Here is a 12,831-nt window from a genome sequence, read left to right as displayed (position 1 = left end):
ATTTTTCAATAATTACACTCCCGGGCTTAATCTGTTGTTAACGTTCTTCAACTGGTTTGGTATGGCGTTTCCTTTACATTTCGTTTGATTCCCGCTTTGCAGCTGCTTTCCGGCCTGGAATAAATATGGTTAAAAGGAAGGCTAAGATCGCGACAATAACGGTAAACATGTAAGCATCGCTTGTTCCTAGTATGGCTGCTTCCTTTGTGAGTTGGGCTTTCGATAGCATATCGCCTGATTGAATCAGCTCTTCAGCATGACTTTTCGAGCTGTTGGTCATTATCGTTACAACTAAAGCGATTCCTATCGAACCTGCTACCTGACGGACGGTGTTCGTTACGGCTGATCCGTGGGCATTTAACTGTTTCGGCAGAGCATTCAGCCCGGCAGTAGTGATCGGCATGGTCATGAACGAGATCCCAATCCGCAAAATAATGGTTCGGGCCATCAAATAGCCATAAGTGGTCGTTTCGCTCAAATCAGTTACTCCCCATGATGCAGCGATAATGAAGATCAAGCCGATAAAGGCAAGCGGTTTGGCTCCAACTTTATCGAATAAGCGCCCAGATACAGGGGACATTAAGGCGTTAATTAATGCGCCAGGCAATAACAGCAATCCAGTCTCTAAAACCGTATAGCCTCTGCTTGCCTGCAAATAGATAGGAAGCAAAATCATATCTGCATACATGATCATCGTCACAAAAGTATTGATGATGGCTGTCATAGTGAACATCTTGTTTTTGAAAACACGCAGATTTAATAAAGGATCCGCTGCAGTAAGCTGGCGCCAGCAAAACAGGGTTAGGACAATTATCCCAATAGCTAAATAGACTAATACCGGAGCGCTGGCCCAGCCTTTGTCACCTGCAATACTAAATCCATATAGCAGCGCTCCAAATCCCGCGGTGGAAAGAAGGACGCTGAGATAATCAAGTTTTGGCCTGGATGTCTCTGATACATTCACCAGATATTTAATCGACAGAAGGATGACGATGGCCACAAGCGGGAGCATGCCAATGAATAACCATCTCCATGAAAGATGTTCGATAATGAAACCTGCCAGGGTCGGGCCAATGGCTGGTGCGAAAATCATCACAAGACCAATTGTCCCCATTGCCGTTCCCCGGTTTTCTTCAGGAAATATCACTAGGACAACCATCATTAACAGAGGCATAATAATGCCGGCTCCAGCGGCTTGAATCATCCGGCCGATTAAAAGCAAAGCAAAGCCCTGTGCAACAGCGCTTATGAAAGTCCCCGCTAGCAGGAGTACCATGGAGCAGATAAATAGCTGCCTCGTGGTAAATCGCTTCATTAAAAAAGCAGTCACCGGTATTAAAATTCCATTGACCAGCATAAATCCTGTCGACAGCCATTGAATAGTCGTAGCTGAAACCTCAAATTCCTTCATCAGATCCGGTAATGCGACATTCAATATGGTCTGATTCAGGATCGACAGAAATGAGCCTAAGAGTAAGATGAAGAGAAGGATTCCTTTTTTTATTGGTTGATTCATGTTTGATTTATTTTCCTTTCGTATTTTCACTTCATTGACACACAGTCGATTAATTGATATTGTGTCAATGAATAAATAGTAACATGTAAATTGTGATAAATGCCATTTACACTTTAAGGCTATATGTAAATTAAATAACACTATTCTAAGTTTTCGTCGATAAAATATAAAATTTTAGACAAAGGGGTGCTGAAATGTCTAACAAAGAAAATTTGAAAGTGGATCCTCGCATTAAACGAACTAAAAAAATGTTTAAGGAAGCCTTGCTCTCTTTGATTCAGGAAAAAAGAGAGATAAGCAAACTGACGGTCCAAATGATTGCTGATCGTGCTGAATTGAATCGTGCAACCTTTTACTTGCATTATCGCGATATTGGAGATTTGATGGAGCAAATGATTGATGAGGTGCTTGAAGAGCTGTATGAGACGACCAAGGTTTCATCCGAGAATCGTCCGCCTGTGAAGGGAAGCACGGCGCCTCCTGTACGGATGGTCTCGTTTCTGGAGCATTTTTACCGCAATGCAAGTCTTTACAATGTCATGCTGGAAAATAAGGATTTTCGCAAAAGAGTGTTTGGGATTTTGATGGATATCGTCACTTTTTATGAGGAAGGCCGAAAAGCGAAAGGGAAGTCATTTCAGCTGCCCAAAGAAATTATGGTTTCTTCGACACTTGGGATCGTATCATGGTGGATTGAAGATGGGACACCTTACAGCCCCAGCTACTTGGCCAATCTGATTTTACAAAGGTTCAAAAATTAAAATGAAGAAAATTTTTTCTTCATTCATACCGGCGCTCTTAAGAGATGAGCATTGAAAACTTATCATAATACGAAAAAACATCCATACTTAGGATGTTTTTTCTATAAAAAATTCCTTAACATATTCAAGAAAAACTTTACTTATGGAAGGTAGATTTTTCTTTCTGTTGAAGCAAATCCCGATTTCTCTGGGGACAGGTGGATGGAGGTTGACGGTTTTTACATGATAATGAAGCCTGGAAACAGACATTTCTGGCAAAATGGTGAGCCCAAGACCTTCCTGAATAAGAGATAATATGATATTTAAATCAGAGACAGCAAAATCAATGTTGGCAGAATCATTTAACTCTAAGTCTTTTAAGTAACGTTCACACCCTAAATCTTTTATGAATCTTTCATTGGAAATCTCCTCCATTGTTACTGAGCTTTGTTGAGCCAACTCATGCTCTGCAGGCAAAACGGCAACCATCAGGTCGGTTAGTATATGAGTGAACGATAAATGGGGAACCGGTGCAACGGTAAATCCCAAATCTATGATGCCCTTTTCAATCATCTCGGTAACTTTCTCATAGGATCCCTCATAGAGAGAGAACTTGATATTGGGATATTTTTTTTGAAAAGAAGAGATGAGCGCAGGCACATAATTGGCCATGATACTTGGAAATCCGCCCAATTTAATTGTTCCTTTTTTCATGCCTAAAAATTCGGCACTCGTTTGTTTTATGCTCTCGATTTGTTGAAGCACTTCTCTGGCATTCGGTAAAATTGCTTCTCCGGCCTCTGTCAATTCAATGCTCTTCTTATTTCGATTGAATAAAGTAATCCCTAATTCACTCTCGAGGCTGGATATGGTGTGACTGATCCCAGGCTGGGTAAGGTGCAGTGCTTCCGCAGCCCTGGTAAAACTCTTTTCCTCGACGATTTTAACCAATGCCTCCAATTGATTGAAAGATACCACGCAGGAACGCCCCTAACATAATTTTTTCTAATGCAAACCATGTATATTATTCATTTTACTTATGTATTTCTTATTTTTATTATATAGGAGAAAAGACTGAATTCAAGGAGAGATATTTAAATGAAGGCGAATAAAATTGGGGTTGGGGTAATTGGAGCTGGAGGTGTAGGTGAAAAAGTCATGGAGGTATTTTCGCAGCATCCTGATGCTGAGATCATAGGCATTTGTGATACGAACAAGAAAGTACTAAGCAAGTATTTTTCTAGCAAAATTAATTTATACCTAGATTATAGAGACCTAATGGATCACGAAAATGTGGATTTAGTTTATATAGCTGTTCCTCCAAAATTTCATTATCCGGTGACAATAGAGGCTTTACAGAAGAATAAACATGTCCTGTGTGAAAAACCGTTAGCTCATTCGCTGGAAGAAGCGGAAAAAATGTTAATGACTGCTCAAAAGAAAGGGGTCATCCATGCGATGAATTTCCCTACATTTTATCGAAATGCATATAAAATAATGGAAGAAATCGTTCTGTCCAATCGGTTGGGTGACATTCAGAGAATTCAAGTAAGGTCTCATTTTCCGGCTTGGCCAAGAGATTGGCAGCAGAACAACTGGATTAATACTCGGGACCAAGGAGGCTTTATTCGAGAGATAATGCCTCACTACATCCAAATAATTCAACATCTTTTCGGACCGATACAACCCCTTCAATCCTTAGTGAACTATCCAGAAGCCGCTGCTGAATCAGAAACTGGATTAATGGCGGCAGGGAGCTTGAAAAATGGTACACCCGTAGTGTTTGATGGGTTAACCGGTACAGGGGAGAAGGAAATCATGGAATTTACAATATACGGAACAACCGGGGTGGTCATGTTAAAGGATTGGAACCAGGTATATTTTGGAGAAAAGAATCAGGGATTAATCAGATTGGATGATGCAGCACCGATCAACCATCTTTTAGACTTGGTAGACCATGTATTGCAGGCGATTAAGGGAAATGACGCAAAATTAATAACATTTAAAGAGGGGGCTGCGATTCAACAAGTGCTGGAAGAGCTTATTTGTTCAAGACGATGATAGGAAGAAACAAATTTGCCAGATGACAACCTGTCGAGAGAACTTGGCAGATTGCCATCTGGCATTTTTATTTTATTTTAATAACAATTTTTCCTTTAGCATGATGAGATTCGCTGAGCGCGTGGGCTTCCCGGAGCCCTTGCTCGCTAAAATCAAATACACTCCCGATGATAGGCTTTAATTTGCCTTCCTCCATTAAATCGGCCAACTCTTTTAGTTGATTGCCATTAGGGACAAGCCAATGGAATTTGGCGTGAATCCCCATTTCCTCAGCCTTTTTTTCATCTGGCGGCTGGACAATCGAAACCAGTGTGCCTCCTTTCTTTAACACATGAAAGCTTTTGATCTGGATTTCGCCTCCCATGGTATCAACCACTAAATCATAATCTTTCAATTCCTGTTCAAAATCCTGCTGATCATATTTTATGACGAGATTAGCTCCTAAGGATTTCAAAAATTCCTCGTTTTTGCTGCTTGCTGTAGTGGCAACATAGTAGCCCAGGCTTTTGGCAATTTGAATACCTAAACTGCCCACACCACCAGAACCAGCGTGAATCAATACTTTGTCTCTAGGTTTTAGCTGGGCAAAATCAACTAGGCACTGATAGGCGGTTAATCCTGCCAGGGGGACAGCTGCAGCCTCTTCGAAGCTGATGTTGTCAGGGATTTTAGCCAGAAGATGTTCCTGTGTCACAATATATTCTGCATAGGTTCCCTGTGCGGTCGTTTCAGGTCTTACAAATACCCGATCACCTGCGTTAAATTTAGTAACATTTGCTCCTGCTTCAGAGATGATGCCTGCTGCATCCCAGCCCAAAATGATGGGAAACTGAAACGGCAGCATTCCTTTCAAATGTCCTTCCCGCAGCTTCCAATCAATCGGATTAATGGAAGCGGCATGCATTTCAATTAAAACTTCCCCTTCTTGAGGAACCGGTTTAGGTACATCCCTTTCTTTGAGTTCCTCCTTGCTGCCATATTGGTCAATCACAATGGCTTTCATTCGTTATCATCACCTCGGCTCTTTTTTTCACCATTATTTTGTTTCGGTTCCATCTTTTTATCCGAATGAAGCTTCTAGCGGCATGGAAATGTTTTTGGGAAAAATTCAGAAATATATGGCAATCTATTATTCTGCATTGACGGAAATTCTGTGAAGTTATATGATAGAACATATCATGTGAGGAAACCTAACATGAACTAGGCGGTGATTATACTTGAAGAAAATCGAAGCCATCATTAGGCCGGAAAAACTTACGGAGACCATCAAAGGATTGAAGCATATAGGAGTGACAGGATTTACTGTCTCTCAAGTGGTTGGCAGAGGGAAACAAAAAGATACTTTGGGCGTGTACCGTGGGAAGAATTATAACGTGACCCTCCATCCAAAGGTGAAACTCGAGATTGTCCTATCCGACTATATGGTGGAACGGACCATCAAAACGATTGTGGAGAGCGCCCAATCTGGTGAAGATGGGGACGGGAAGATTTACGTTTATCCTATTTATGAAGCTTACAATATACGAACAGGAAAGCCAGACTTTGATATTGATGAATTAAACCAGGAGGAATAACATTCGTGGAACTGATCTTTTTAAATACCGTATGGGTTGTGTTGGCTGCCGCAATGGTGTTGTTTATGGAAGGTGGATTTAGTTTACTGGAAGCTGGTTTTGTTCGAACGAAAAATGCGGTTAATGTGACCATGAAAATCTTTGTTGATTTAACCGTTGGTGCATTGGCTTTTTGGATGATCGGTTTTGGCATCTTGTATGGACATGATGTATTTGGGCTCATGGGGACGACCTTATTTGGCAGCCCGGAAAAGATTGTGCTCGCGATTGAATTGCCCAGCGCTGCCTATGTGCTGTTTCAAATGGGGTTTGCTGTGGCATGCATCTCGATTGTTTCTGGTGCGGTGGCTGAACGAATGAGCTTTAAAGCTTATGTGGTGACAGCGGCGGTCATCTGTATCATTGTTTACCCGCTGTCTGGCCATTGGATATGGAACGATGATGGCTGGCTGGCGAAATTGGGAATGAAGGATTTTGCCGGTTCGGCAGCCATCCATGCGGTTGGGGGATTTACTGCATTGGCCATGGCTAAACGGCTGGGACCTAGAAAAGGAAGATTTAATTCTGACGGAAGTGCCAATGTCTTTGCACCAAGCAATATTCCGCTGGCATCGGCGGGGGCATTTATTTTATGGTTTGGCTGGTTTGCCTTTAATGCGGGAAGCACTTTGGATGCCTCTAACACTGCCTTGCCTTCCATAGCCATTAACACGATGCTTGCTGGAGCAAGCGGCGGTGCTGCTGCCTTGTTTATGACCATGAAGAAATTTGGCAAAGCGGACCCAAGCATGACGATCAATGGAGTATTGGCTGGATTAGTGGCGATTACAGCTGGCTGTGCCTTTGTTTCTCAATGGAGTGCTATTATCATTGGGGCTGTGAGTGGCCTTATTGTCATTTATGCGACCTTGTTTGTAGACAATTTAAAAGTAGATGACCCAGTGGGGGCTGTGGCAGTACATGGCTTTAACGGCGTGTTTGGCACTATTGCGGTTGGATTGTTCGATAAGTCTGATGGTCTTCTTGCGACAGGGGATTTTTCTCTGTTCGGCATTCAACTTTTAGGTGCAGCGGTGGTGGTTGTCTGGGGGCTAGTCGGCGGCACTTTGATTGCCAAATTGTGTGAGAAAACGGTTGGCTTCCGTGCAACGGAACGCGAGGAAGAGGAAGGGCTGGATATGTCGTACCACGGGATACCGGCCTATAATGAATTAGAGCGATTCGCGGATTTGCCAGTCAGTTTGTATAATTTTGAAGAAACAACTGGAATATCAATTGCTCCAACAAATAAGGAAAGAGCCGTTTAATAGAATCATTGAAAAAGTGCAGGGCATTCGTGTCTTGCACTTTTTTTGTAAAGAAAAATATGGGTATATCCGTGAAAATTTAAATATATCCGTAAAAAAACTATATATCCGGAAATCGGAGTCCTTCAGACGATTTATCCAGCAGAGGAGGAAATTTGAGCCGCTTTTTTTATCGTAGCTAGCTACACTGCAAAGAAATGAAAGGCATAAACGCAATCCTATTTCTAATACTAAACCTAGCGCTTACTGGTAGAGGTGGTAAAAGTGGGGAACATTTGGGACATTTTTAAAACCGATTGGAAAAATATCTTTCGTGTTCCAACCGTATTATTATTGGTTGTGGGACTAATGGTCCTGCCTTCTGCATATGCTTGGTTCAACATTAAGTCGATGTGGGACCCTTACGGGAATACGTCAGGCATCCAGGTTGCTGTGGTGAACGAGGACGAAGGTGCGGAAGTGCTTGGAAAGCAATTGAATGCCGGAGCCGAATCCGTTAAAAAGCTACAAAACAATCACAAACTTGGCTGGGTGTTTGTCAATCAAAGAAATGCCATTAAGGGAGTGGAACACGGGGATTATTATGCTTATCTCCTGCTGCCAAAGGATTTTTCTAAGAAACTGACCAGCATTTTAGAAGCAAATCCTCAAAAGCCGGAAATCATTTTTGGCATTAACGAAAAAATTAATGCGATTGCGCCAAAGATCACTAGTTCAGGTGCTTCAAGTGTCACGGCTCAAATTAGTGACGCCTTTACAGAAACGGCAGGGAAGGCTATTTTTTCAGCTTTCTATCAGGCGGGTATAGATCTTGAAAAGGATTGGCCCTCCATCCAGCATGTTGCAAACCAAATCCTTGAGCTGGAAAAGGCGCTGCCGCAGATTGAGGCGATGGGAAAAAAAGCGATTGAGCTTGATGGGAAATTGCCGGAAATCCAAGAAAAAGGCCAGCAAATTATGGAGCTTGAGCAAAGAATACCGGAACTGGACAGGGTTGGTGACAGTATTTTAAAAGTGGAAGCAAACTTGCCGGTTATAGAGGATGCTGGTGAACAAATACTGGCGCTGCAGGACAGGCTTGCTGACATCCAGAGCACCACTTCGATTATGACAGATATGGCCGCGAATCTTTCTGAAGTCGAATCTCAAATCAATCAAGCAATTGATAGTTTGAGTGCAGTGGATAACCCAGACACATCTGCCAATCAAGCTGAGTTGAAAACTCTCCTAAATGAATTGGCAACACTTCGTCAAGATATTCAAAACCATCGGAGCGATCTCCAGCAGCAGGTAGATAAAGTGGTGAGCGGCATCGATACAGCAGCTGATTTTATTAAAAGTGATCTTCCGACGATCAAACAAAAGATTCATAAAGCGGCGGATTTCGTTCGAAACGATTTGCCGAAGGTTGAGGATCATATCCGACAAGCAGCGGATTTGATACGAACAAAACTTCCTGAAGTCGCTAGAGTCATTCATAAAGCGGCTGACTTGGCAAGAAATGACCTGCCGGGTTTTGAAAATGAAATACGGATGGCAGCAGACCGAATCCGACAGTTTAATCAAAGTATCAATATCCATGAATTAATAGAATTTTTAACGCACGATCCCGGAAAAGAAAGCCAGTTTTTAGCAGCCCCGATTCAATTAAAATCAAAACGGATATTCCCTATCCCGAATTATGGCTCTGCGATGACGCCATTTTATACGATGCTAGCGCTGTGGGTAGGCGGAACACTTCTCATATCTTCATTGAGAGTAGAGGTTGAGGGAAATTATAGGGAATATCAGCGTTATTTAGGCAGGTTACTGACCTTCGTTACCATCGGAATCTTTCAAGCAGCAATTGTATCAGTTGGGGATATATTTTTGATTCACTCCTATGTGGCTGACAAATTCTGGTTTGTCTTGTTAAGTGTTTTTATCAGTATGGTGTTTGTTATTATCACTTACACCCTATGCTCAGTGTTTGGCAGTATTGGAAAAGGATTGTCCATTATCTTTTTGGTACTGCAGATCTCAAGCTCTGGAGCCACTTTTCCTGTTAGTCTGACATCGGCTTTTTTTCAACGATTGTATCCTTTTATGCCATTCACTTATGCGGTAAGCATGCTTCGGGAAACTGTGGGAGGAATGATAAAGGAGATTGTTATAAAAGATTTCTTGTTTTTGTTAGGTTTTACTGCATTCAGCTTTCTAATCGCATTGGTATTTAAAAGACCATTAAGCGGCTGGATTGAGCGTACAGCAGAAAGGGCAAGATCAACTAAATTAATTCCTTAGGGGCATCCCTTTTTTAAAAAAAGATGATTAATCTCCAATGGCAATTGACATAAACCGATGGAGAATGGTCAACCTGTGCGTATTTTATGAGGAGGAATAAAAATCCTTTGATGGGAAATTTTACTTTATACCTTGTAATGCGATATACAAGGTGATACGATATAGTTAATCCATTATCGGGGAGGCTGCTATGGACAAAGAAATGCTAAAGGGAAGTATCGACCTGTTGCTACTATCGTTAATTTCCCAAAAGGACTTGTACGGATATGAAATGATGAAAATTTTGAGAGAAACAAGCGGAGAACAATATGAAATGAGCGAAGGAACCCTTTATCCCGCACTTAAAAGGCTGGAAAAAAAGGAATGGATTGAATCCTACTGGAAGGATACCGATTCGGGGAGAAGGAAATATTATCATCTCACAAATAAAGGTGCTGCAGAGCTTGAGGAAAAGCGTAAAAACTGGAGTTTGGTCGAGAGTCTAGTCCGGAAGGTGGAAGAGGGACTGACATGATGAAGCTTCTCGAAAACTATGTAGAAAAAATTGTTGCAGGGATTGATGGAACTCCGGAAGACAAGGCTGACATGGCAGAAGAAATGCTGGTCCATCTCGAATTACTGACGGAGGAGTACATAGAAAAAGGTCTTTCGGAACAGGAGGCTGCCAAAATGGCGATCAAGCAGTTTGGCGATGATGAAAAAATTGGGCGGGAAATGCAGCAGGTGCTGTATCCATACCGAAAACAATTATTTATCTTCTTGGCCATACTATCTCTGTTTTCCTCTTCTGGTCTCTACCTCGCCCACCTATTAATGAAGGGGGATGCCGAGTATGACTGGCTGTTTGTATCTATTAGTCTAGGAACTGTCCTTCTTGTGCTCGCCTTTTCCCATTTCAGGAGTACCTTGAGAAAACGCTGGAGTATTGTCGTTCTTGTATTTCATCTGTTGTTGTGGTCGTATGGCTTACTCGGTGCAGCTAACCTTTCAGGTGGTCTAATCGAAAGTATCCTGTTGCTGCTGACATGGCTGAATCTTATTTTTACAGCTATCCTGCTGTATCAAACCGCCCTTTTGCCAGGTGCTCAGGAAACGAAGGTTCCTGCAGGGAAAAAAGTGATACACATCCTGTATATTACAACTGGCCTGATTATTTGTGCCGCCTGTTTATTTTTTATCTATGGCGGTCTTGTGATGATTGGCAAACTCCATTTTATGATGCTGATATTTATTACGCCTCTGATCATTTGGGGGGCCCTTTACCGGCTGCAGCTTGTTCAGTGGGAAAAACAGCAGAAAATAGTTCTTTGGACGCCGCTGTTCCCTATCCTTGTCTCGCTTGTTATCGTTGGTTATTTACTGCTGTCATTCTTAGCCTAAGGAGTTGCTTTTAGATTTGAACAGGAAAAAATGGATGCTTGTGTTAATATTGCCGGTGGTTTTACTCATTTCACTTCTTTCAGCTGGCCTCCTTTTGGCCAAGGAGGACAACGAGAAAGATGAAGGTCTTACGAATTATTATGATGTATCAGTAAACAAAGGAATTGCCTATGTATCCTATCATCAGGGGAAGCCGGTATTGAATCTTTTTAATGAAGAAACGAACAAGAATCAAAAGATCATAGAAATCGAGAATGATAAACGTATTGTGGATCCCAGTTTTTCAGCGGATGGGAAGCTTTTGGCGTTTGTTGTGCAAAGCAAGGATATGGAGAATAACCCATTTTCAAGTGTTCAGGTGATCGATCTTGAAACAAATAAGGAAAGGGAACTTTTTTCTAATCAAGATCTCGTCACCGAGGTGGAATTCGGAAGGAAGGATACGTCCCTGTTTTTTCTAGGCGCCGGTACATTCACGAATTACTCGCCGATTACCGGGAAACGGCCGCATGATTTTGATATTTTCGAGTACAGCTTCGAAACAGAAGGGATTGAGAAGCTGACAGACACGAAAAAATACAGCATGACCTCTCTGGTTGTTTCAGGGGATAGCACTGCCCTTTATTTTCAAAGTGATGATGATTCGGAAGCGAAGTCGGCGGAAGAAATTTTTCAAATGAAACAGCGGATATTTTCTGTTTCACTCGATCATCCGGAGCAATACAGTGTTTTTTCAGATGTTGAAAAGGAAACGGACATATTTGACTTCGCCTTTACACCAGATGGGAAGAATTTCATTTATCAAGCCATCGCAAATCCGGATACCGGGGACACGTTTCAATATGAGTTATATTTATATAGCCTTGAGAGCCAGGAGGAAAAGCAGCTCACCTACCTCGAAAGTTATGCATCACATCCTGTCATTTCTTTTGATGGGCAAACGTTATATTTCATGGTGGATTCCAATTTTGGGAAGGACAATCAGGAAAAATGGCATTTTTATAAAATGGACCTTAAGAAAAGAAAGGCCGACGAAATTAAATTACCATTTTCAAATTAGGCTGGCACCGTAATAAAGACCAAATCCAATGATGATTTGGTCATTTTTATGGAATTTAGGGTATCCATTCTTTTTGAATAAAACCAACGATTCATGCTCGTGCGCAGCCCTTTTTACTATGCTAAAATAGATAAAGAAGACTTGAAAAGGAGTTCTATATGGCAGAATTAGTCTATAAGCAAATTATGAATGACCTTAAAAAGAAAATTTTTGCAGGGCAATTTGCTGATATGAGATTACCCGATGAACGTACTCTCAGCGAAACCTACCAGGTCAGCAGAAGTTCAGTAAAGCATGCGCTGACGAAAATGGCAAATGACGGGATTATCTTTAAAAAACGCGGCTCTGGGACATTTATCAACCCATTATATATAAAAAATGAATCGATTTTTAACTATGAAGGATCTAATTTGGGAGTGACCGACAACTTTCAAATGCATGGAAAAAAGCCAAAAGTTAAAGTATTGAATTTTGAGGTCATTCCGCCAACGGAAGAATTGCAGCGGGATTTGTTCCTGCAGCCGCATGATTTTGTTTACAAAATCATTCGCTTACGGCTGTTTGATGATGTTCCTTTTATGATTGAAACAGGATACATTCCGATTAAAATTGTGCAAAACCTGAACCACACAATTATTGAAGGATCCATCTTTAATTATTTGGAAAAAGCCCACAACCTAGCTGTTACCAAGTCATTTTTATCTATTTATGCAGAGCCCTCCACAGGAAATGATCGGGAACTGCTTCAATTAAATGAAAATGAGCCTGTTGGGATTATGGAAGGCATTTTCTTTTTGGACAATGGCACCCCGTTTGAATTTTCCCATATGCGGTTCCACTATCAGTATTTAAAATTCAATACATTTGTATCGGTCCAATAAAGATAAGACAGAAAAATTTTTTCGGTCTT

The 12,831-nt window shown here is 41.5% G+C and carries 12 protein-coding genes; 9 read left to right on the top strand and 3 right to left on the bottom strand.

Annotated features, from left to right (window positions below; translation table 11 throughout):
- Positions 1–73 precede the first annotated feature (73 nt).
- Complete coding sequence (locus NFS43_RS05395) at positions 74–1,516, bottom strand: DHA2 family efflux MFS transporter permease subunit (protein ID WP_251550246.1); 1,443 nt, start codon at positions 1,514–1,516, stop codon at positions 74–76.
- Between the two features lie 194 nt (positions 1,517–1,710).
- Here NFS43_RS05395 and NFS43_RS05390 point away from each other — a divergent pair, with 194 nt between their 5' ends.
- Entirely contained in the window at positions 1,711–2,277 is a 567-nt protein-coding gene (locus NFS43_RS05390) for a TetR/AcrR family transcriptional regulator (RefSeq protein WP_251550245.1), read from the top strand.
- Between the two features lie 87 nt (positions 2,278–2,364).
- Here the strand turns inward: NFS43_RS05390 and NFS43_RS05385 are convergent, their stop codons facing one another.
- The gene (locus NFS43_RS05385; protein WP_251550243.1) at positions 2,365–3,234 is read right to left on the bottom strand and encodes a LysR family transcriptional regulator; all 870 of its coding nucleotides are present in this window, start codon (positions 3,232–3,234) and stop codon (positions 2,365–2,367) included.
- Positions 3,235–3,354: 120 nt separating this feature from the next.
- On the opposite strand from NFS43_RS05385, the gene NFS43_RS05380 reads away from it, so the two are divergent.
- The gene (locus NFS43_RS05380) at positions 3,355–4,317 is read left to right on the top strand and encodes a Gfo/Idh/MocA family protein (protein ID WP_251550242.1); all 963 of its coding nucleotides are present in this window, start codon (positions 3,355–3,357) and stop codon (positions 4,315–4,317) included.
- 67 nt (positions 4,318–4,384) lie between these two features.
- On the opposite strand, the gene NFS43_RS05375 is transcribed toward NFS43_RS05380, so the two are convergent.
- A complete protein-coding gene (locus tag NFS43_RS05375) occupies positions 4,385–5,320 on the bottom strand; it encodes an NADP-dependent oxidoreductase (protein WP_251550240.1) in 936 nt (311 codons plus the stop codon).
- Positions 5,321–5,534: 214 nt separating this feature from the next.
- On the opposite strand from NFS43_RS05375, the gene NFS43_RS05370 reads away from it, so the two are divergent.
- From NFS43_RS05370 to NFS43_RS05340, 7 genes are all read left to right on the top strand, one after another.
- On the top strand, positions 5,535–5,891 hold the full coding sequence (locus tag NFS43_RS05370; RefSeq protein ID WP_251550238.1) for a P-II family nitrogen regulator: 357 nt from the start codon (positions 5,535–5,537) through the stop codon (positions 5,889–5,891).
- Between the two features lie 5 nt (positions 5,892–5,896).
- On the top strand, positions 5,897–7,198 hold the full coding sequence (locus NFS43_RS05365) for an ammonium transporter (protein ID WP_251550236.1): 1,302 nt from the start codon (positions 5,897–5,899) through the stop codon (positions 7,196–7,198).
- 264 nt (positions 7,199–7,462) lie between these two features.
- Positions 7,463–9,481, top strand: a complete 2,019-nt coding sequence (locus NFS43_RS05360) for a YhgE/Pip domain-containing protein (protein ID WP_251550234.1) — start codon at positions 7,463–7,465, stop codon at positions 9,479–9,481.
- A 190-nt stretch (positions 9,482–9,671) separates the two neighbouring features.
- Positions 9,672–9,995 carry a PadR family transcriptional regulator gene (locus NFS43_RS05355; RefSeq protein ID WP_251550232.1) on the top strand — a complete coding sequence of 108 codons (324 nt, stop codon included), beginning with the start codon at positions 9,672–9,674 and terminating at the stop codon, positions 9,993–9,995.
- Complete coding sequence (locus NFS43_RS05350; protein WP_251550231.1) at positions 9,992–10,861, top strand: permease prefix domain 1-containing protein; 870 nt, start codon at positions 9,992–9,994, stop codon at positions 10,859–10,861. The genes NFS43_RS05355 and NFS43_RS05350 overlap by 4 nt, the downstream gene beginning before the upstream one ends.
- A gap of 16 nt (positions 10,862–10,877) precedes the next feature.
- Positions 10,878–11,921: a TolB family protein gene (locus NFS43_RS05345; RefSeq protein WP_251550229.1), complete on the top strand. Its 1,044-nt coding sequence runs from the start codon at positions 10,878–10,880 to the stop codon at positions 11,919–11,921.
- A gap of 158 nt (positions 11,922–12,079) precedes the next feature.
- Positions 12,080–12,802 carry a GntR family transcriptional regulator gene (locus NFS43_RS05340; protein ID WP_251550227.1) on the top strand — a complete coding sequence of 241 codons (723 nt, stop codon included), beginning with the start codon at positions 12,080–12,082 and terminating at the stop codon, positions 12,800–12,802.
- Positions 12,803–12,831 lie beyond the last annotated feature (29 nt).

The organism is Neobacillus muris (assembly GCF_943193175.1).
Lineage (GTDB): Bacteria > Bacillota > Bacilli > Bacillales > Cytobacillaceae > Neobacillus > Neobacillus muris.
Note: the sequence above shows the minus strand (reverse complement) of the source record. Positions and strands in the feature narration are given on the sequence as shown.